The sequence below is a fragment of the Vibrio sp. F13 genome (genome assembly GCF_020806305.2).
Taxonomy (GTDB): domain Bacteria; phylum Pseudomonadota; class Gammaproteobacteria; order Enterobacterales; family Vibrionaceae; genus Vibrio; species Vibrio crassostreae_C.
The window spans coordinates 2,461,773-2,481,948 of sequence record NZ_CP170175.1 but is presented as its reverse complement, the minus strand read 5'-3'; the positions used below and the strand labels follow the sequence as shown (position 1 = coordinate 2,481,948).

Below are 20,176 nucleotides of genomic sequence, written 5' to 3'. Positions count from 1 at the left end.
TTTCGAAACGACATAAATGCCGCAGAGAGAACCATTGAAGACCAGCAAACAAAAAGCCCAACCTCATTATAAGGTTGGGCTTTCGATGCTATCTGCATGCTACCGTGTGTACACGTATCGGCTATTCATTAATAACAGGCACTTCGTCACTGTAAAGCGGCTCGCCCTGCATGATGCTGATTTCAACGCGGCGGTTGAGGCTACGTTGCCATTCAGTATCGTTCGGCTCGACTGGCTCGGTATCCGCCATGCCGCGTACTCTCAAGCGTTGATGAGAGAAACCACGCACCTTTTCCATCTCTTGAGCAACAGACACTGCTCGCTGTGATGACAAGTCCCAATTAGAGCGATAAAGCTCGGAATCAAGACGTTGATTATCGGTGTGCCCTGAGATTCGAACGATACCCGGAACATCTTTCACCAACTCAGCAACCTGTCTCACCAAAGGTCGGAACTTAGGCTGTAGGAAAGCAGAACCCGATGGGAATGCACCCTTCTCACGAATTCGAATCACAATCTGCTGGCCAAGGTTTTCAACTTCAATCGCGCCTTGGTCTATCTCTCGCTCCAACGCCTTCTTGATGCTTTCCATCAAGGTTTCCATCTCTTGCGATTGAGCTTCAGCTTGTTGTTGCTGTTGGTCTGACTCAGAGTTTTGATTGTCGTGAGTCGAAACCTCTGGCGACTTGCCTCCGGTCATCTTGCCTTGATCACGCATGGTACCGCCAGCACGCTCAGATTCACCTTCATGAAACTCAAGCGTTTGCTGCGTAATATCAATCGTCTGCTGCATGATCACATCAATCGGTGTCGGCTCTGGACGACCAGGTCGAAACTCTTGTGCAATGATGCTGGTGCCTTTAGGAATGTCTTTCACTTCCAAGCGGTTTTGTACACCAAACGCAAATTTCATCGAGCCAGCGATCTGTTTGAACTTCAGTACGTCCATCTCAGAGAATGAGAGCAGCAGTACGAAGAAACACATCAGCAGTGACATCAAGTCAGCAAATGTCCCCATCCATTGAGGCAATCCCGGAGGAGGACATTTACATGGATTTTCTTCATCCATCTTCAACTCCTCTTACGCAGGTTCACCATCAATCGTACGCTTACCTTCGTTTAGGTAGCTCTTCAGGTAACCATCGATTACTCGTGGGTTCTGACCATCTTGAATCGCGAGTACGCCATCCATAACCAAACGACGGTTGAGTGTCTCTTGGTCACGACGCAGCGCAAGCTTGTCGGCAATTGGGAAGAACACCATGTTCGAAAGAATCGCACCATATAGGGTGGTTAAAAGTGCCACCGCCATCGCAGGGCCGATCGCTTTTGGATCATCCATATTAGAAAGCATGGCAACCAAGCCAACCAAGGTACCAATCATACCCATCGCGGGTGCTACATCACCAAATGCAGAGAACACCTTCGCGCCCTGCTCATGACGCTCTGTGGTTAATGCGATGTCTTTTTGCAGTGCAGCACGAACTACATCTCCATCATGGCCATCCACCAAAAGATCGATGCCCTTTTGCATGAAACTGTTGTTAATTTCCATCTCTTCCAGTGCTAAAAAACCACCTTTACGAGCCGCATCAGCCATCTCTACAACTTTCGCAATAAGATCTTCAGGCTCATCCGCTTTAAACATAAAAGCTTTGCCTGCGATTTTAGTCGCACCAAAGAACTGTCCCATGGTGAACTTCATTAGAACAACAAAGGTTGAGCCCCCAACTACGATCAAAATGGATGTCGTGTCATAGAACATCCCGAGGCTTCCACCTAGGATCATTGCCATAATTACAAAGGCAAATCCACCAATCAAACCTATTAGGGTTGCTAAATCCACTGAGCACTCCTCATGCTTTTTTGTAGCTCTATGTCGACGATAATCTTTGTATCGGCAAGACTATAAGATCTTTTAGTAAATTCTTGGCCTAAGTATCACACTTTTCGTTTTTGAATCCCAACTATTGGCTTACTTTGCTCTTATACGTAGCGCATAAACTCGATAAAGCTAAGGTTATTCAAGCAAAGTACGTTCAAGCCCCTTAAAAACGAACTTTCTAGCAAAATTTCTTGGTTACATTTGACCATCTCAGCGGCCTAGGGTAACGTTCGTTCATCTTTCCAAACGCAGATTTATTATGGCTACTAAGAAACCTGAAAATATGAGCTTTGAAGCAGCAATCGAAGAGCTTGATGGCTTGGTTGATCAACTAGAAAATGGTGATCTAGCTTTAGATGATGCGCTGAAAAAGTTCGAACGAGGCATCTCCCTCGCTCGTGCCGGTCAAAGCAAACTAAACGATGCTGAACAGCGTGTTAGCATCCTACTGCAAAATGATGAAAACGCAGAACTTAGTGACTTTAACCCACAACCAGAATAACGAATTGTATGAGATCCCCTATGATTGAGACTTTATTGTCTTATCAAGCACGTAATAACGAGCAACTGAACCTTTGGCTTGATCGCCTACCACACCAAGATCAGAACCTGATCAACGCGATGCGTTATGGGTTACTTTTAGGCGGTAAACGCGCACGTCCATTTCTTGTCTACATTACAGGGGAAATGCTCGGCTGCACCGCTGAAGAACTCGACACTCCAGCATCTGCAATCGAATGTATTCATGCCTATTCTCTGATTCACGACGACCTTCCAGCAATGGACGACGATGAACTGCGTCGTGGCCATCAGACTTGTCACATCAAATACGATGAAGCAACGGCAATTTTAACTGGCGATGCACTACAAACTCTCGCGTTTACTATACTTGCGGAAGGTACATTAAGTGCTGACGGTGAAAGCAATCGCGTTCGAATGATTCAACGCCTAGCCGAAGCCTCTGGTGCACAAGGTATGTGCATTGGACAAGCACTTGATATTGAAGCTGAAAACCGCTCTGTCACGCTAGAAGAGTTAGAAGAAGTTCACCGCAATAAAACGGGCGCGCTAATGAAATGTGCGATTCGTTTAGGTGCTCTCGCTGCTGGTGAAAAAGCGTTTGAAGTGATGCCTCAATTAGACAAGTACGCCGACGCCATTGGATTAGCATTCCAGGTTCAAGATGATATTTTAGATATCACTGGCGATACTGAAACTTTGGGTAAGCCACAGGGTTCTGACCAAGAATTGAACAAAAGCACCTACCCTTCTTTGCTAGGTTTAGAGGGCGCTCAAGAAAAAGCGCAAACTCTGCTACAGGAAGCGCTTCAAGCTTTGGCTGCAATCCCATACAATACCCAGTTACTCGAAGAGTTCGCCCGATACGTCATCGAGCGCAAGAACTAAGACAATAAGCGCGCATTACCTATGACTCTTGATATATCAAAGTACCCAACTCTTGCTTTGGCTGATAAGCCAGAGGATTTGCGTCTACTTCCAAAAGAGACGCTGACACAGCTTTGTGATGAATTACGTACCTATCTTCTTAACTCAGTGAGCCAGTCAAGTGGTCACTTAGCGTCAGGCTTAGGTACAGTAGAGCTGACAGTTGCTCTGCACTATGTGTACAACACGCCTTTTGACCAGTTGGTTTGGGATGTTGGTCACCAAGCATACCCGCACAAAATTCTTACAGGTCGTCGCGACCGCTTGTCGACTATCCGTCAAAAAGATGGACTGCACCCATTCCCATGGCGTCAAGAGAGCGAATACGACACCCTTTCTGTTGGTCACTCTTCAACATCGATCAGTGCTGCACTTGGTATGGCTATCAGTTCGAAGAAAGAAGGCAAGAACCGTAAAGTCGTGAGTGTGATTGGTGATGGCGCGATTACTGCGGGTATGGCATTTGAAGCCATGAACCACGCGGGCGATATTCACAATGACATGCTGGTTATCCTGAACGATAACGAGATGTCGATCTCTGAAAACGTAGGTGCGCTAAACAACCACCTAGCTCAAGTTCTTTCTGGCAGTCTTTACACGTCAATTCGTGAGGGCGGCAAGAAAGTGCTATCAGGCGTTCCGCCGATTAAAGAGCTGGTTCGTCGTACAGAAGAACATCTAAAAGGCATGGTTGTCCCTGGCACCATGTTCGAAGAATTAGGCTTTAACTACATTGGCCCAATTGATGGTCACGATGTCAATGAGCTGATTAAAACGCTTAAGAACATGAGAGACCTTAAAGGCCCTCAGTTCCTGCATATCATGACTAAGAAAGGCAAAGGCTACGAGCCAGCTGAGAAAGATCCAATCGGTTACCACGGCGTACCGAAATTCGATCCAGCACACTCAAGTCTGCCTAAGAGCACCAGCTCTAAACCAACTTTCTCTAAGATTTTTGGTGACTTCCTGTGTGATATGGCGGCGCAAGATCCTAAGCTAATGGCGATCACGCCTGCAATGCGTGAAGGTTCTGGCATGGTGCGTTTCTCGAAAGAGTACCCAGAACAATACTTCGACGTAGCAATTGCTGAGCAGCATGCTGTGACCCTAGCAACGGGTATGGCGATTGCGGGTGATAAGCCGATTGTCGCTATCTACTCGACGTTCCTACAACGTGGCTACGATCAACTGATCCACGATGTGGCTATCATGGACTTACCGGTCATGTTCGCTATTGACCGTGCAGGTCTTGTCGGTGCTGATGGTCAAACACACCAAGGTGCGTTCGACTTAAGCTTTATGCGTTGTATTCCAAACATGGTGATCATGGCGCCAAGCGACGAAAACGAATGTCGCCAAATGCTTTACACTGGCCACCAGCATACAGGTCCAAGTGCCGTTCGTTACCCTCGCGGTAATGGTATGGGTACTGAGATACAAAATAAATTTACCGCGTTTGAGATTGGTAAAGGTCGTATCGTTCGCGAAAGCGAAAAAACAAAAGATGGCTCGAAAGTCGCTATCTTAAGCTTTGGTACTTTCCTTGAGAGTGCACTTCAAGCCGCTGACGTCATCGATGCGACAGTTGCAGATATGCGCTTTGTGAAACCACTCGATGAAGCTCTGATCAAACAACTTGCTGCTGACCACGATGTACTGGTAACTATCGAAGAGAATGCGATTGCAGGTGGTGCGGGCGCAGGTGTGATTGAGTTCTTGATGCAAGAGAAACAGCTGATGCCAGTATTGAACCTTGGCCTACCAGACAAGTTCATTGCTCAAGGTACGCAAGGCGAACTGCATGAAGAGCTTGGTTTGGACGCGAAAGGCATTGAGAAGTCTATCACTGACTATCTTGCCAAGTAGCTTTAATACGTAAGCTCGTAAGCTCGTAAGCTCGTAAGCTCGTAAGCTCGTAAGCTCGTAAGCTATGCAAACAAAAAAGGTTGGCCCTAGGGTCTAATGCCGATCGTTTAAGAAGACTTGAACGATCCTGCAGTTAGCAGATAATCCCCATCAACAACGTTGATGGGGATTTTTTTATGCTTGAACAAGAATTAGCAATGGCGCACGAGACTATTGAGGATGCGGATAATTACGAATCTGTCGTCAACGCCATTCAACTAGAATGGATAGAACAAGCTCTTCTTGAAACAAATAAAGCGAGCATAAGACGACGTCGACTTCCCGCTCAGCAAGCTGTCTGGCTAGTTATTTGGATGGGGTTGCAACGCAACATGTCTATCAAAGAGGTATGCAGTTCATTAGACATTGCCCTTCAACCAAAACCTGAGGATAGTTGGTCTCGTGTTGCGCCTAGTGTCCTCACCGATTCACGTCGACGTCTAGACGAGAGTCCATTAGCGGCTCTTTTTCACACAACAGTCAAGGCTTGGCGCGAAGATATCATTCAACAAGACAGAGACTTAGGGCTTAACGTTCTTGCTGTGGATGGAACAACATTTAGGTGCCAAGATTCACCAGAGAACGCCGAAGAATTTGGGTTCATCTCTAAAAAACTGAAACCTTATCCTCAACTTCGTTTAGTTGCTTTGATGTCAACGGAAACTCGAATGATTATGGGGGCAGCTTTTGATGGTTGTCATGTCGGTGAAACGACCTTAGCTAAACGTTTATTCAATGATATCCCAGCGCACTCATTGACTTTATTTGATCGTTGTTATTTCTCCGCAGACCTTTTGTTGTCATGGCAAGAGAGTGCGGAAAATGCTCATTGGTTAATGCCTGCAAAACGTAAACTACGCTATGAAGTATTGGAGAAATATGCAGAAAATGACATGCTTATCTCAATGCCCATCTCTCCTCAGGCCCAGCGGCAGAATCCTAATTTACCCGAGCGTTGGGAAGCTAGATTAGTCCTATATCAAGAACCAAAAGGTGAGATAAAAGGTTTTATTACTTCACTTACAGACCCTAGCAAATACTCACTAGAAAGCCTGCTGCGTATTTATTGGCAACGTTGGGAGATAGAAGAAGGTTATGGTGAAATTAAACAGACTCAACTGCAAAGTCACGTCACTTTACGAAGTCGTTTTTCTGTCGGTGTGAGGCAAGAGCTTTGGGGTGTCTTACTTGCTTATAACCTAGTGCGATTAGAGATGGTTAAGATAGCTTCAGAAGCAGGGGTTCGAGCGACTAGGGTCAGTTTTACGGCCGCGATTAACCTTATTGATGCGCAGTTACGTTGGCTAGCTTTATGTCCAGACGGAACTCTACCAGTAAAACTTAAAAGAATGAGGGAAAGTATCAGTCACTTCATTCTCCCAGATAAAAGAAAGGACCGAACGTTTCCACGTTCAATCCTCTTTGTTCCAGCTAAATATCCGTTTAGATTCAAACAGTAATGCTTATCCGAACGGCATTGGGCCCTAGGGTCAACCTTTTTAGTATCTGCTAATTAGTTTGGTGTATCGCCAACTAAACCTTAGCCCTTCAGTTAACTCACACTAACCAACCAGCGAAATGTGCCACGGCATACAACGAAATAGCCGCCATAATACCCGCTACAATATCGTCAATCATGATACCCAAGCCGCCGTGAATTCGCGCATCTAGCCAACCAATCGGCCAAGGTTTTACCATGTCAAAGAAGCGGAAAAGCACAAAACCAGTCAGAAGCCATTTCCAGTCACCGGCAGGGATATTCAGCATAGGCACTAAGCTCATGGTGATCCAAAAGCCCGCAAACTCATCCCAAACGATAGAACCGTGGTCATGCACGCCCATATCATCAGACGTTACTTGGCAGATCTTAATACCAATAATGCAGCTTACCACCACCACGGCAACGTAAGCAGGAAACGGTAGCTGAACCAACAATAGGTACAACGGAATTGACGCAAGCGTGCCCATTGTGCCGGGAATAATAGGCGATAAGCCACTGCCAAAACCCGTTGCTAAGAAATGCCAAGGATTTTTAAGAGAAATAAGAGAAAGTGGGTTTGTCATCAATTAACCTTAAAGTGATCGTAACCAGTTAAGTTCCAGCTTAGTGGTTCACCATTATTGTGTAATTCAAAATATTCTACAGGTCTTATCTGGCCAATGCAGGTGACTTTTGTACCAGTGTGTGACAAAGCACTTTCCAGCGACCCTTTATTCTCTTCTGGTACAGTAAAGCACAGTTCGTACTCTTCACCACTCGTTAGCGCATACTGCTGAGCTGAAGTGATATCAGGAGCGAACTGACGTAACTCTGGAGAGATAGGCAGCGTGCTTACATCAATACTCGCGCCAACTTGAGAACGCTTAAGGATATGTTTTAAATCAGCAATAACGCCATCAGAGATATCAATCGCAGATGAAGCAAGGTTCACTAGAGCCTGACCCGCTAACACTCGTGGGGCGCTCACATAATGTCTCTCTTCAAGCTCAGCAGCATAGGGCTTCGCTCTGTTCTGCTCAGGGTTAAGTAACACTTCTAAGCCAGCTTTGCTGTCACCTAGATTACCTGTTACGTAAATCCAGTCGCCCACTTTCGCGCCATCTCTGCGCAGCGCTCGTCCTTCAGGAACAAAGCCCTGTACCGTCAGTGTCAGGCTTAGTGGACCTTTGGTTGTGTCGCCACCAATTAACTGAATACCAAAGTAGTCTGCGAGTTTAAAAAAGGAGTCACAGAAGGGAGCAAGCCATGCTTCATCGATTTCAGGCATGGTTAAAGCAAAAGACACCCAAGCAGGCGTCGCGCCCATTGCAGCAAGGTCACTGATATTGGAAGCCAACGCTTTGTGTGCCACCCAAGCCGGATTCGCCTCAGCTAAGAAATGGGTACCAGCCACTAAGGTGTCCGTGCTGATCGCTATCTCAACATTGCCCGGCGCTTTGACCAAAGCACAATCATCGCCAGCAGCTAGAAGAACGTCTTTACGTTGTGGTTGTCGATTTACAAAATATTTTTCAATCAGGTTAAATTCGCCAGACATCACATGCCCTATCTTTAGTCTCATAAAAATCGCCGTAATCATGGATATTACAGAAATTTAGTTACAAAAAAGGCCAGCATAAAAGCTGACCTTTAGATTCAATATACGAACGTCTTATTTCTTACGAACGTGCGGTGCAGCTTTATCAAGCACACCGTTAACAAACTTATGGCTGTCTTCTGCTGCAAATACTTTTGCAAGCTCGATAGCTTCGTTGATAACCACTTTGTATGGTACATCTTCGCGACGAGTCATCTCGTACATAGCTAAACGTAGAAGCGCTAGTTCCATCAGATCCAGATCTTGCATAGGGCGAGATACGAATGGACGAAGCTTGCTATCAAGTTCCATGTGGCTAAGAGCAACACCAGTTAGTAGGTCGCGGAAGTATGCAACGTCTGTTTCTGGCATAGCAAGAGCAGGCTCTGCAGCATGATGCTCTTCTTCATCATACTTACCACCAGATAAGAACTGTTCTTCAACGGTAGCAATATTTTCTTTAGTAATTTGCCAAGAATAAATTGCTTGTAGAGCAAATTGACGTGCGTTACGACGTGCGGCTGGTTTCACACTGGCCCCCATTAGGAATCGATTTCAGAAAGAACGTTGATCATCTCAAGTGCGCTAAGTGCTGCTTCTGCACCCTTATTACCAGCCTTGGTTCCTGCGCGTTCAATAGCTTGATCGATCGTATCAACAGTAAGAACACCAAACGCTACTGGAAGAGAATATTCCAGAGACACTTGTGCCAAACCTTTATTACATTCACTACAAACATAGTCAAAGTGAGGTGTACCGCCACGAATTACTGTACCAAGAGATACAATCGCATCGAACTTACCTGTTTTTGCAACGCGCTGCGCTACAAGTGGAAGTTCTACTGCACCAGGGCAACGAACAACAGTGATGTTGTCTTCGCTTACTTGTCCATGACGCTTTAAAGTATCGATTGCACCAGAAAGTAAACTTTCGTTAATAAAACTGTTGAAACGAGCAATAACGATAGCAATTTTTGCATTTGGCGCTGGGAAGCCACCCTCGATCACTTTCATAAGCCTTCCTTTAACTATTTTCATCAAGTGAGAATCGCCGGATTCTAGCACAAAACTGTGAGCAATATCTAATGGTAATTTAGAAGAACAGACACCGGCAATGTAAAGATGATAATGCAGCGCTGATCCCAAGCATATAGGAACAGCGAGTAACCAAGTTTGCGTGTTGAACACGTTTTGAGTCGGACTTGGCTACTTTGCTCTTTTGGCAAGATTTATCACCAAAAGAGCCACTGAAATCATCGGTAAATTATGTTGCTACAAACGGAGAAACGTCTGCTTGCTAACGCATGGTTTATTCGCAAACGTACTCAACAACGTTAAGGCCAAAACCACCCAATGCGTGGTAACGCTTAGTGCTTGAAGAAAGCAGACGCATATCGTGCACACCTAGATCTTGAAGAATCTGAGAACCGACACCAACACGACGCGAGGTACCCTGCTTCTTCGCCATAGTTGGCTGCTCGTTCTTGTCTTGCGCTTCGAATGTCTTCACTTTGTGAATCAAAGAATCAGACGACTCTTCGTTGCCAAGAATAACCAACACACCGCCTTCGTCGCCAATGCGCTTCATCGCTTTATCTAGCGACCAGCTACGCTCCGTACCACGGTCTGAATGAAGCAGATCGGTGAACGTGTCATGCAGATGAACACGTACCAAAGGAGCACCTTCAGATAGGTCACCTTTTTGCATCGCGTAGTGGATCTGGTTATCAATTGTATCGCGGTAAGTCACAAGCTCGAAATCACCAAACTCAGTTGGCAAATGACATTGGGCAACGCGCTCAATCGTTGTTTCTGTGTTGTTGCGGTATTCGATCAAGTCAGCAATTGTGCCTAGTTTGATGTCATGCTTTTCTGCGAACACTTCAAGATCTGGACGACGAGCCATGGTGCCGTCGTCGTTTAGGATCTCAACGATAACCGATGCTGGCTCACAGCCTGCTAGACGAGCTAAATCACAACCTGCTTCCGTGTGACCTGCGCGTGTTAGAACACCGCCATCTTGCGCTGTCAGTGGGAAAATATGACCAGGTTGAACAAGGTCAGCTGCTTTCGCATCTTTCGCCACTGCAGCTTGAACCGTCACTGCACGGTCTGATGCAGAGATACCCGTTGTTACGCCCTCTGCCGCTTCAATCGAAACAGTAAAGTTAGTGGTGTACTGTGCGTTGTTATCTTGAACCATAGGCGCTAGGCCCATGCGGTTTGAACGCTCTTTAGTCAACGTTAAACAGATTAAACCACGGCCGTACATCGCCATGAAGTTAATCGCTTCTGGCGTCACATGTTCTGCTGCCATGATCAGATCGCCTTCATTTTCGCGATCTTCATCATCCATCAGGATAACCATTTTTCCTAGGCGAATGTCTTCAATAATTTCTTGAGGAGTACTAATTGGCATTGTTCTATATCCTTTGAAATGGTTCTGCTTCCTAGAACCGACACTATTTAAACCTGATGATATTGCTTCGCTTTACAAAGTCTCGCTTAACGCACTTTGTATCAACGGTTAGGCAAAACCATTCTGCTGTAAGAATTCCATCGTTAATCGAGATTCAGGCTCAGATTCTTGTTGCTGACCTTGCAGTAAACGCTCCATGTAACGTGCTAATACATCAACTTCTAGATTCACTTTACGACCGACATTGAATTGGTCGATGGTGGTTTCTGAAGAAGTATGAGGAACGACAGTCAGCTTGAATGCGTTCTTACGTAAATCGTTCACAGTCAGGCTAATGCCATCAACTGTTACTGAGCCTTTTTGAGCCACGTATTTTGAGATTTCTGCTGGCATTTCTACCCAGAATTCAATCGCACGGCCAACTTGGTTACGTTCAACAATCTCACCCACGCCATCAACGTGACCAGACACTATATGTCCACCGAAACGCGTGGTTGGTAACATTGCTTTCTCAAGGTTAACTTTATCGCCCGCTTGGTAATCGACAAAACCCGTTTTTTTCAGGGTCTCAAGCGAAAGATCTGCACTGTAGCTGTGGTCGTTATATTCAACAACTGTCAAACACACACCATTGGTAGCGATACTGTCGCCTAACTTAACGTCAGCCATATCAAGCTTACCAACATTAACCGTTACGGTGATGTCTTCTCCGCGGGGAGTGATTGCACTCAATGTACCTACGGCTTCTACAATTCCTGTAAACATTTTAAAACTCTTTTTGTTGTCAACGACACGTATGCAGTTGGAGTAACTATTTCCACTGTGGTTTCGTTACTATCTGTTTCGAAATACGGGTTTCGCAACGATGCGAATATCCACACCAACCTGTCGAACATCTTTAATTTCTAGGTCAATAACGTCAGACATTGAAGTGAGCCCTAATGCACCCATCAAACCTCGTCCGTCACTGCCCATAAGTTTAGGTGCTAAATAAAGGATTAGCTCATCCACCAGCTGCTCTTCAATCAAGCTTTTTGCCAATGTTGCGCCCGCTTCGACCCAAATATGGTCGATATGATTGGCAGGTAATTGACGCATCAGATCGTGCAAATCGAGCTGACCTGCATCTGTGGTTGCGACTTCAATATCAGCAGATGCTTCGGCAACTCTCAACACCGATGTTGGAGTCTGGAATAACTTGAGTTCAGGACGCAGTTGGTTTTGACGATCAAGAATCACGCGAATCGGCTGACGCAGCTCGTCTTCAGCGTAATGACCTTTGATACTGCTTGGCAACTCTGCCCAACGAACATTCAACGACGCGTTGTCTTCAATCACCGTCTGGCTAGTTGACAACACAGCGCCTGATTTTGCTCGGTAGTTCTGAACATCACGACGTGCTTCTGGCGATGTGATCCACTGGCTTTGACCATTTTCCAATGCCGTTTGCCCATCAAGGCTAGCCGCCATCTTTAACTGAACGAATGGCATGCCCGTTTGCATACGCTTGATAAATGCAGGGTTCAAGTCGAGAGCGTCTTGCTCTAGCAAACCGATTTCAACCTCAATACCCGCATCGCGTAGCATTTTGATACCACGACCTGCGACTTTTGGGTTTGGGTCCTGCATGGCACAAATCACTTTGGCTACTTGAGCCTTAATCAAACCTTCAGCACAAGGCGGCGTTCGACCGTAATGAGAACAAGGCTCTAGCGTGACATAAGCCGTCGCACCTTTTGCTTTGTCGCCTGCCATTCGCATGGCATGTACTTCAGCATGAGGTTCGCCAGCTTTGGCATGAAAACCTTCACCAACGATCTGACCGTCGGTTTGTACAATGACACAACCCACATTAGGGTTTGGCGCAGTAGTGTAAATGCCGCGTTTTGCTAACTGAATAGCACGCGACATCATTTGAAAATCTAGGGGAGTAAAGTTTGACATGATTGAGGAGTTAATCCTCTAATTTAGCGATTTCTTCGCCAAACTCTCGGATGTCTTCAAAGCTGCGGTAAACAGAGGCAAAACGAATGTACGCCACTTTATCCAATTCTTTCAATTGGCCCATCACAAGATTACCAATCATCTCGCTTGGTACTTCACGCTCACCAGTTGCACGGAGTTGTGACTTAATCGTACTGATCGCAAGTTCAATCGCGTCAGCACTCACTGGGCGTTTTTCTAGGGCGCGCTGTACACCACCCACCATTTTATCTTCATTAAATGGTTCGCGGTTTCCATTCGACTTTATGACTTTAGGCATCACAAGTTCTGCCGATTCGAACGTAGTAAAACGTTCACTACATGCAAGGCATTGACGGCGACGACGAACCTGATGGCCATCGGCTACCAGTCTTGAATCGATTACTTTAGTGTCGTTCTCTGAACAAAAAGGACAATGCATATCACCTCCAAATAATTGAATATCAGTGTAACGGAATTGCCAAACGTTAGGAAAGAAAAAGGGCCAATTAAGGCCCTTTTGTGTGGTGATTCATTGATTATTGCTACTCGACCGCCATTTCAAAAATGAGCTGAGGAGTAAAATTAACGACCAGCGTTAACCGCGGACTAAATAGTTCGCTTTACCTACCCATTTGTAGCTTGTCAGCTCTTCTAAGCCCATTGGGCCGCGAGCATGCAATTTCTGAGTAGACACGGCAACTTCAGCACCTAAACCAAACTGTGCTCCATCAGTGAAACGTGTTGATGCATTCACATAAACCGCTGCAGAACCAACAGAGTTAATGAATCGCTCTGAGCTCTCTAAGCTATTGGTCATGATCGCATCTGAATGACTCGCGTTGTGTACACGCATGTGGTCAATCGCTTCTGCCACATCCGCTACCACTTTCACGCCTAGCGTGTAGCTTAGCCATTCAGTGTCAAAGTCGCCTTCAACCGCATCACGTTGGTCTTCAAAACCCGCTAGCAGCGATTTTGCACTGGTATCAGCAACTAAGGTTACCTTGCCGGCTAAACGCTGTTTCAGCTTAGTTAGGAAAGCTTCAGCAACCGCTTCATGCACTAGCAGTGTATCTAACGAGTTACACGCCGATGGACGTTGAACTTTTGAGTTTTCGACCACATCGACAGATTTCTCAAGATCAGCGCTTTCATCAACGAAGATATGACTGATACCAAAGCCGCCGATGATTACTGGGATGGTGCTGTTCTCTTTACACATCTTGTGCAGACCAGCGCCGCCACGAGGAATGATCATATCCACGTAGTCGTCCAGTTTAAGCAGTTGAGAAACGAGTTCACGATCAGGCTTCTCGATGTACTGAACAGAAGCGGCTGGAAGCTCCGCTTTCTCTAATGCAGACTGGATAACCTTAACCAGTTCCATGTTCGAGAAAAACGTCTCTTTACCACCACGTAGAATGCTTGCGTTACCTGTCTTCAGACACAGAGCTGCAATATCGATGGTTACGTTCGGACGCGCTTCATAGATAACACCCACCACACCAAGTGGCACGCGGCGGCGAGACAGTGACATACCGTTTTCTAGTACTTTGCTGTCAATTTCGCTGCCAACTGGGTCATTCAGGCTAATCACGTTACGAACATCGTTAGCGATACCGGTTAAGCGCTCTTCGTTAAGAAGTAGACGATCGAGCAGTGCGTCAGTTAAACCCGCTTCACGACCCAGTTCGATGTCTTTCGCGTTCGCTTCTAAAATCGTTGTTGCGTTTGCTTCTAGCTCATCAGCGATAATCGCCAATGCTTTATTCTTTTGCGCCGTAGATGCGGTCGCTAGGTGGAAAGCAGCGTCTTTTGCTGCGATACCCATGTTAGTTAAATCCACGTTTAACTCTCCCTAAATTCTGTCTGTCTTTGGATGCAAAAAGGTGATTCACCTTATCATCACGAGCTACTCTTGGATTACAACTAGGTCGTCACGGTGAATGACTTCTGACCCATAATCGTATCCAAGGATGTCGCCAATATCTTTACTGTGCTTGCCTGCAATTTTTGCTAGGTCTTGGCTTGAATAACTGGCGATACCACGCGCAATTACTTTGCCTTTGCTGTCTGTGACTTGGGTAACTTCACCACGAGAGAATTCGCCTTTAACTCGAACAACCCCTTTCGCCAACAAGCTGCTGCCTTTGGTGTTGACTGCGTTTACTGCGCCGTCGTCAACCACGATGTCACCTGCTGAAGCAGGGCCCGCTAAAATCCAGCGTTTACGGTTTTCAAGCGCTTCCGCTAAAGGCAAGAAACGTGTGCCTTGTGGGTTATCACTCAGTGAATCAAACACCACATTTTCAGCACTGCCCGCAGCAATAATCACTTCGATGCCTGCGCGACGAGCAATGTCAGCCGCCTGCAGTTTTGTCGCCATGCCGCCAGTACCCAACGTAGTACCGCTGCCACCTGCGATCTTACGCAGCGTGTCATCAATGGTTTTCACTTCTTTGATGAGCTCAGCATTTGGATCTTTACGAGGGTCAGCCGTAAACAGGCCTTTTTGGTCTGTTAGTAGCAAAAGCTTATCAGCACCGCACAAAATACCCACTAAGGCCGACAAGTTATCATTGTCGCCCACTTTAATTTCGTTGGTTGCTACTGCGTCGTTTTCGTTTACTACCGGAATAATATCGTGCTCAACCAGTGCGTTGATCGTGTCACGTGCATTAAGAAAACGCTCGCGATCATCGAGATCAGCACGAGTCAGTAGCATCTGGCCAATCTTAAGGCCATAGATAGCAAACAAAGACTCCCAAACTTGAATCAACTGACTTTGCCCAACTGCCGCAAGCAACTGTTTGCTCGCCATTGAGTTGGGAAGTGCGGGGTAACCAAGGTGCTCACGTCCTGCTGCAATTGCACCAGACGAAACCATAACCACAGAGTGGCCTTGTTTTTTTAATTCTGCACATTGACGAACCAGCTCAACCATGTGAGCACGATCTAATGCCAATGTTCCACCAGTTAAGACACTGGTACCCAGTTTAACAACGACAGTTTTACGCTGTGTTGTTGTCCCGCTTTGATGATTTGTTGTCATGAAGTCTTTTATGGATAAAACAAATAAGAGGTGATGTTTTAGCAATCAAAAGGGGAATTCACAAGCAGAAAAGGTGCGAAATCGCACCTTTTTGCTTTATGTAGAAGAGTAACCTTTAAAATTAGACGAATTCGACAGACTCTTCGTCTAATTGGATACTGATTTCAAACTTACTTTGAAGTTCATCAACCAGTTTTTTGTGGAAGGCTTCTTGAGTTCGAGAGACCTCAGCGACCGCCTTTTTAGGTAACGGCAAAGAATCCCAGTTACCATCGATGTTGTATTTACCGATATTGTACTTCGCCGAATATCCCTCTCCCGACTTGTCCAACTCCAGCCACCAGCCCCAAAACTCGCGTTCTTCTGGTGATTTTTTATCGTTCACACATACAGACAAGCAATCAAAGATATAATGACCTTCTTCTGATTGCGGTTCCCTCAAGTATGGCCCAATCGCCTTTAAAACATTCAACAAGCGGTAATGCGTAGGTTGTTGTGTCACTTCTGACATATTGAATCTCCATTTTCAATGTTAAGAATGACGTTACTCAGATTGTTATACGTAAAAACTACGCAATTAGGTTTTATAAATTATCTCTGAGTATCAGGTACTTAGTTTGTACACTTTTCATGCTTAACTAATTTTGGAGAAATGTCATCTAAATAATTCATCCTCAAGCCACTTTATCGCCAATTCGAGGGATTGCTCATAACCTTGTGTAATTGACTTAGCTTTGATTTTCTTCGCTTTTCCGTAATCACTGTAAATAGCAACCAGTTGATTATCCATTGGCGGTGAAACCGGGTCGCCTTCCAGAGCCAATGCCAAGATAGGAACACTGGTTTTACTGTTTGACAGCAAACCTTGTACCTTGAGTGACCACGCCATCAACTGCCCAGAAAGGCTATTGATATCGACCGCCCCTTTACCAAGGCGCGAAGCCAACACATCTAGATGCATTTTAGGCATCTGCTTAAGTTTGTCTGCATGAACAAAGATATCGTGAATTGGCGCGCCTAAAGAAATACACGCTTTAATCTTATGTTGCTCGAGGAAAGATAATCTCACCATCGCATTGCCACCGAAGCGGAAACCAAACAAGCCGACTTTGTGGTGATCAACCCATGGGATGTTAGGCAATTCATTCAGCACTGCTTGGTGAAGACAAGATGAGTCTTCTGTTAACGGCCAATGTGCACTGTGCCCTATTGATGGCATGTCTACCGTTAACATAGCAATGTTCTTAGGTGCTAAATAATCCCTAAACAGGCGCCACATATCGGTTTGCAAGCTATCTAGACCCGCGCTGACAATCACAACCGGTTGTGGTTTATCTGTCTTGGTTAGATGCAAGTTCGCTTTGATCTTCTTGTTTTGGTATGGAATATCAATCTGCTTGACGATCAACTTAGTGTGCTTGATCGCTTCAGAATACGCTGCGTTGGCCAACACTTGAGCCTGAGCTGCCAAGTTGTCGTTCTTGAGGTGTGGGTAACCCGCAATACTGAAGCACAACGATGCGGAAAATAGCTCTTCAGCCATCTCTTCACCATTCTTCTCATTAGAACGATTTTGATGCTGCATACCCAGCTTGGTCCATTCGTATGCCCAGTTACCACTTCGGTAACCCATGACCGTATCAAGCCACTCATCGGTTGTACGAGAGTTATCTGATGACGCGATGCGAGCCAATACCGCTTCCTGCTCTATTGGATTAACGCCTTGCCATACCCACTGAAGACGTCTTAGGTTTCGATACCATGATGAGTTTTGCTGTTCACGTTTCTCATCCAATAGCGCTTCAGAGCTTGGCATGTATTGTGTCAACATTGAGGTCTCTTTCGCTTGCTTGTGCTTTACAAACAAAGTTTCCGAAAGGTTCGAGCTCGTTTCTTCTGGTTCAGACATTGGGATACTTAATAAAAAATGGTTGTCACTAATAATATAAAAAAAATGACCCTATAAAGGGTCATTTCTCAAAAAACTAAGTTTACGCTTATTTTGACTTGCGATTTACTGGCTCTACGTAGCTTAGGCTAGTATCCCAAGGTTGCTCAATCCATGTGTCTTGAGCGATATCAACAATGTACTCGTCTAGCAAATCAGCGCCAGATGGTTTTGCACATACAGCGATCAGTTTCGCTTTAGGGTACATTTCGCGAAGCTTACGTGCAGTGTCACCACTATCAACCAAGTCTTCAACGATTAGGAAGCCTTCGCCGTCACCTTCAGGTGCTTTAACTACTGTCATATCACGTTGGTGATCGTGGTCGTAGCTAGAAATACAAATCGTATCTACGTGACGAATACCTAGCTCACGAGCCAAGATTGCACCAGGAACCAAACCACCACGGCTTACTGCCCAGATGCCTTTCCACTGCTCTGCTGGCATTTGCTTTTCAGCAAGTTGACGGCAGTAAGTCTGCATGTTGTCCCAAGTGATAACGAATTTGTTGCTCATAGTATAAAACCTAATAATTTTGTCATGTTATTAGAGGCTATTTCAAACATAGCCTCTTCAGCGATTAAGCAGAAATCTAGACGATTAAGCGAAAATGTATTTAAGAATAAAGATAGCCGACATTACCCACACAGCAGGTGAAACGTCGCGACCTTTACCACTTAGCAGCTTAATTGCAGCGTAAGCGATGAAACCTAGTGAGATACCCTCAGCGATAGAGTACGTCAGCGGCATAAGCAGACATGTTACCACGACTGGTGCTGCTTCCGTAAGATCACGCCAATCAATGCCAACTAGGCCAGACATCATCAGAATTGCTACATAGAAAAGTGCACCTGATGTTGCGTAAGCCGGAATCATACCTGCAAGTGGCGAGAAGAAAAGAGCCAGTAGGAATAAGATACCAACAACAACAGCCGTTAGACCGGTACGGCCGCCTTCAGCAACACCCGCAACACTCTCAACATAAGAAGTAGTATTTGATGTACCTAGCAGTGCACCAATAGATGTTGCTGTAGAGTCAGCAAGCAGTGCTTTGTTCAAGCGAGGTAGTTTGCCGTCTTCTTTGATTAGGTTTGCTTTCGTTGCAACACCAACCAGAGTACCCGCTGTATCGAACAAATCGACGAACAAGAACGCGAATACCACTGAAATCATACCGATTTCAAATACAGCAGAGAAATCAAGCTGCATGAATGTAGGAGCAAGGCTTGGTGGTGTAGACATGATGCCGCCGTATTGAACGTCACCAATAACAATGCCAAGAGCTGTGATAGCTAGAATCGCAATCATTACTGCCCCTTTCACGCCACGGTGAACAAGAGCAATCGTTAGGAAGAAACCAAGTGAGCCTAGGATAGGAGCAATCGCGGTAATGTCGCCCAGTGAAACTTTAGTTGCTGGGTTAGAAACAACGATGCCTGCATTGCTAAGCGCAATAAACGCTAGGAAAAGACCGATACCTGCAGAGATACCAACACGCAGAGACATAGGGATCGAGTTGATAATCCATTCACGGATCTTAAAGATGCTTAAGAAGATGAAGATTACGCCTGATACGAAAACCGCTGCCAGAGCAACTTGCCACGTATAACCCATACCCATTACAACAGCGTAGGTAAAGAATGCGTTCAAACCCATGCCTGGAGCTTGAGCAATTGGGTAGTTAGCAACAAAGCCCATGATGAAACAGCCAATAGCAGCCGCTAAACAGGTTGCTACAAATACAGCGCCATGGTCCATACCAGCATCAGCTAGAATCATTGGGTTTACAAAAATGATGTAAGCCATTGTTAGGAAGGTTGTTAGACCTGCGATGATTTCAGTGCGCACATTGGTGCCATTTTCACTGAGTTTGAATAGCTTTTCGAACATTATCGAATCCTATAAGGGTAAAAAGTAAACGGTTGCGTAATCGATTGGCTGTGGATTATAAAGTTATCAAATAACAAATTCCAGATAGAATTAAGGCTCTAATCGATATTTATCAGAATGCCGTATGAAACAAAGCGATTAAAAATGAAGATATCATCGATAAATAACCATTAAAAACAAACAATTAACAACAATAGACTCACTAAAACTAGTTGGTTGTTTTTTCTACCATCGGTTATTTTCATTGATAATCTAGCCAGTAAATTCTGAATTCAAACTCACAATAGTTATGTATTTTTCAACAGGATCAGTAATAAGGCGCAAATTGATATTTCGGCGTTTAAAAAACAACCACGCAGAACAGCAAGGAAAGTGACAAGCGAAAGCGGTTTGGAAAAGTAGCAGGCAAAAAAAACGCCACTCAAAACTGAGTGGCGGTAGAATCTGTCAACCAAAAGGGCTGTAAAAGAATTCCAATATATAGGGGTGAACAAAACTGTTCGAGTTACATGCTTACGGTATTAGTAACCAAAGCTTGTAGGGTATGCAAAGTTGCTAGTGTAAACAGAGCTGTTAAGCCAGAACATTGCAG

General features: G+C 45.3%; 20 protein-coding genes. 4 read left to right on the top strand and 16 right to left on the bottom strand.

What is annotated here, in order from left to right; genetic code table 11:
• Positions 1-121: 121 nt before the first annotated feature.
• Together LMH68_RS11520 and pomA are read right to left on the bottom strand one after the other, a co-directional pair.
• The gene (locus tag LMH68_RS11520) at positions 122-1,069 is read right to left on the bottom strand and encodes a flagellar motor protein MotB (RefSeq protein WP_017060777.1); all 948 of its coding nucleotides are present in this window, start codon (positions 1,067-1,069) and stop codon (positions 122-124) included.
• 12 nt (positions 1,070-1,081) lie between these two features.
• Positions 1,082-1,846 carry a flagellar motor protein PomA gene (gene pomA / locus LMH68_RS11515; protein ID WP_017060778.1) on the bottom strand — a complete coding sequence of 255 codons (765 nt, stop codon included), beginning with the start codon at positions 1,844-1,846 and terminating at the stop codon, positions 1,082-1,084.
• Between the two features lie 298 nt (positions 1,847-2,144).
• On the opposite strand from pomA, the gene xseB reads away from it, so the two are divergent.
• The 4 genes from xseB to LMH68_RS11495 all read left to right on the top strand — a co-directional run bounded on the left by xseB (position 2,145) and on the right by LMH68_RS11495 (position 6,696).
• On the top strand, positions 2,145-2,387 hold the full coding sequence (gene xseB, locus LMH68_RS11510; protein ID WP_004734405.1) for an exodeoxyribonuclease VII small subunit: 243 nt from the start codon (positions 2,145-2,147) through the stop codon (positions 2,385-2,387).
• Positions 2,388-2,407: 20 nt separating this feature from the next.
• Positions 2,408-3,292, top strand: coding sequence for a (2E,6E)-farnesyl diphosphate synthase (ispA, locus tag LMH68_RS11505; protein ID WP_017063336.1), 885 nt, complete (start codon positions 2,408-2,410; stop codon positions 3,290-3,292).
• A 21-nt stretch (positions 3,293-3,313) separates the two neighbouring features.
• Positions 3,314-5,197 (top strand): 1-deoxy-D-xylulose-5-phosphate synthase, encoded by a 1,884-nt coding sequence (gene dxs, locus LMH68_RS11500; protein WP_229647160.1) that lies wholly within the window; start codon positions 3,314-3,316, stop codon positions 5,195-5,197.
• Positions 5,198-5,373: 176 nt separating this feature from the next.
• Complete coding sequence (locus LMH68_RS11495) at positions 5,374-6,696, top strand: IS4 family transposase (protein WP_229648423.1); 1,323 nt, start codon at positions 5,374-5,376, stop codon at positions 6,694-6,696.
• 97 nt (positions 6,697-6,793) lie between these two features.
• Here LMH68_RS11495 and pgpA read toward each other — a convergent pair whose 3' ends face one another.
• The 14 genes from pgpA to LMH68_RS11425 form a co-directional block, all read right to left on the bottom strand.
• Positions 6,794-7,300: a phosphatidylglycerophosphatase A gene (gene pgpA / locus LMH68_RS11490; RefSeq protein ID WP_229647673.1), complete on the bottom strand. Its 507-nt coding sequence runs from the start codon at positions 7,298-7,300 to the stop codon at positions 6,794-6,796.
• A complete protein-coding gene (gene thiL, locus LMH68_RS11485) occupies positions 7,300-8,274 on the bottom strand; it encodes a thiamine-phosphate kinase (RefSeq protein ID WP_017066823.1) in 975 nt (324 codons plus the stop codon). Before thiL ends, pgpA begins: the two co-directional genes overlap by 1 nt.
• 114 nt (positions 8,275-8,388) lie before the next feature.
• Positions 8,389-8,856, bottom strand: a complete 468-nt coding sequence (gene nusB, locus LMH68_RS11480) for a transcription antitermination factor NusB (RefSeq protein WP_004734399.1) — start codon at positions 8,854-8,856, stop codon at positions 8,389-8,391.
• Entirely contained in the window at positions 8,856-9,326 is a 471-nt protein-coding gene (gene ribE, locus LMH68_RS11475; protein ID WP_004741508.1) for a 6,7-dimethyl-8-ribityllumazine synthase, read from the bottom strand. Before ribE ends, nusB begins: the two co-directional genes overlap by 1 nt.
• A gap of 295 nt (positions 9,327-9,621) precedes the next feature.
• Positions 9,622-10,731 (bottom strand): bifunctional 3,4-dihydroxy-2-butanone-4-phosphate synthase/GTP cyclohydrolase II, encoded by a 1,110-nt coding sequence (gene ribBA / locus LMH68_RS11470; protein ID WP_017060784.1) that lies wholly within the window; start codon positions 10,729-10,731, stop codon positions 9,622-9,624.
• A gap of 108 nt (positions 10,732-10,839) precedes the next feature.
• Positions 10,840-11,496, bottom strand: a complete 657-nt coding sequence (locus LMH68_RS11465) for a riboflavin synthase (RefSeq protein ID WP_229647672.1) — start codon at positions 11,494-11,496, stop codon at positions 10,840-10,842.
• A gap of 69 nt (positions 11,497-11,565) precedes the next feature.
• Positions 11,566-12,645 (bottom strand): bifunctional diaminohydroxyphosphoribosylaminopyrimidine deaminase/5-amino-6-(5-phosphoribosylamino)uracil reductase RibD, encoded by a 1,080-nt coding sequence (gene ribD, locus LMH68_RS11460; protein ID WP_017060785.1) that lies wholly within the window; start codon positions 12,643-12,645, stop codon positions 11,566-11,568.
• A 40-nt stretch (positions 12,646-12,685) separates the two neighbouring features.
• On the bottom strand, positions 12,686-13,135 hold the full coding sequence (gene nrdR, locus LMH68_RS11455; protein WP_004734394.1) for a transcriptional regulator NrdR: 450 nt from the start codon (positions 13,133-13,135) through the stop codon (positions 12,686-12,688).
• Between the two features lie 156 nt (positions 13,136-13,291).
• Positions 13,292-14,542, bottom strand: coding sequence for a glutamate-5-semialdehyde dehydrogenase (locus tag LMH68_RS11450; protein ID WP_017060786.1), 1,251 nt, complete (start codon positions 14,540-14,542; stop codon positions 13,292-13,294).
• 66 nt (positions 14,543-14,608) lie between these two features.
• Positions 14,609-15,793, bottom strand: a complete 1,185-nt coding sequence (gene proB / locus LMH68_RS11445; protein WP_012604650.1) for a glutamate 5-kinase — start codon at positions 15,791-15,793, stop codon at positions 14,609-14,611.
• A 76-nt stretch (positions 15,794-15,869) separates the two neighbouring features.
• Positions 15,870-16,259, bottom strand: coding sequence for a sigma factor-binding protein Crl (crl, locus tag LMH68_RS11440; protein ID WP_108019906.1), 390 nt, complete (start codon positions 16,257-16,259; stop codon positions 15,870-15,872).
• A 144-nt stretch (positions 16,260-16,403) separates the two neighbouring features.
• Positions 16,404-17,657, bottom strand: coding sequence for an esterase FrsA (gene frsA / locus LMH68_RS11435; RefSeq protein ID WP_017060788.1), 1,254 nt, complete (start codon positions 17,655-17,657; stop codon positions 16,404-16,406).
• Positions 17,658-17,745: 88 nt separating this feature from the next.
• The gene (gene tet(34) / locus LMH68_RS11430; protein WP_009847475.1) at positions 17,746-18,210 is read right to left on the bottom strand and encodes an oxytetracycline resistance phosphoribosyltransferase domain-containing protein Tet(34); all 465 of its coding nucleotides are present in this window, start codon (positions 18,208-18,210) and stop codon (positions 17,746-17,748) included.
• Between the two features lie 84 nt (positions 18,211-18,294).
• Positions 18,295-19,584, bottom strand: coding sequence for an NCS2 family permease (locus tag LMH68_RS11425; RefSeq protein WP_017060789.1), 1,290 nt, complete (start codon positions 19,582-19,584; stop codon positions 18,295-18,297).
• Between the last annotated feature and the right edge of the window lie 592 nt (positions 19,585-20,176).

Excerpts from the sequence above, each read along its gene's own strand:
- LMH68_RS11520 (WP_017060777.1), bottom strand. The coding sequence starts at position 1,069 with ATGGATGAAGAAAATCCATGTAAATGTCCTCCTCCGGGATTGCCTCAA.
- LMH68_RS11495 (WP_229648423.1), top strand. The coding sequence starts at position 5,374 with ATGCTTGAACAAGAATTAGCAATGGCGCACGAGACTATTGAGGATGCG.
- nusB (WP_004734399.1), bottom strand. The coding sequence starts at position 8,856 with ATGGGGGCCAGTGTGAAACCAGCCGCACGTCGTAACGCACGTCAATTT.
- LMH68_RS11465 (WP_229647672.1), bottom strand. The coding sequence starts at position 11,496 with ATGTTTACAGGAATTGTAGAAGCCGTAGGTACATTGAGTGCAATCACT.
- ribD (WP_017060785.1), bottom strand. The coding sequence starts at position 12,645 with ATGATGTCGCGTGCTATTCAGTTAGCAAAACGCGGCATTTACACTACT.
- nrdR (WP_004734394.1), bottom strand. The coding sequence starts at position 13,135 with ATGCATTGTCCTTTTTGTTCAGAGAACGACACTAAAGTAATCGATTCA.
- xseB (WP_004734405.1), top strand. The coding sequence starts at position 2,145 with ATGGCTACTAAGAAACCTGAAAATATGAGCTTTGAAGCAGCAATCGAA.
- dxs (WP_229647160.1), top strand. The coding sequence starts at position 3,314 with ATGACTCTTGATATATCAAAGTACCCAACTCTTGCTTTGGCTGATAAG.
- LMH68_RS11425 (WP_017060789.1), bottom strand. The coding sequence starts at position 19,584 with ATGTTCGAAAAGCTATTCAAACTCAGTGAAAATGGCACCAATGTGCGC.
- pgpA (WP_229647673.1), bottom strand. The coding sequence starts at position 7,300 with ATGACAAACCCACTTTCTCTTATTTCTCTTAAAAATCCTTGGCATTTC.
- crl (WP_108019906.1), bottom strand. The coding sequence starts at position 16,259 with ATGTCAGAAGTGACACAACAACCTACGCATTACCGCTTGTTGAATGTT.
- ribE (WP_004741508.1), bottom strand. The coding sequence starts at position 9,326 with ATGAAAGTGATCGAGGGTGGCTTCCCAGCGCCAAATGCAAAAATTGCT.
- ribBA (WP_017060784.1), bottom strand. The coding sequence starts at position 10,731 with ATGCCAATTAGTACTCCTCAAGAAATTATTGAAGACATTCGCCTAGGA.
- frsA (WP_017060788.1), bottom strand. The coding sequence starts at position 17,657 with ATGTCTGAACCAGAAGAAACGAGCTCGAACCTTTCGGAAACTTTGTTT.
- ispA (WP_017063336.1), top strand. The coding sequence starts at position 2,408 with ATGATTGAGACTTTATTGTCTTATCAAGCACGTAATAACGAGCAACTG.
- thiL (WP_017066823.1), bottom strand. The coding sequence starts at position 8,274 with ATGTCTGGCGAATTTAACCTGATTGAAAAATATTTTGTAAATCGACAA.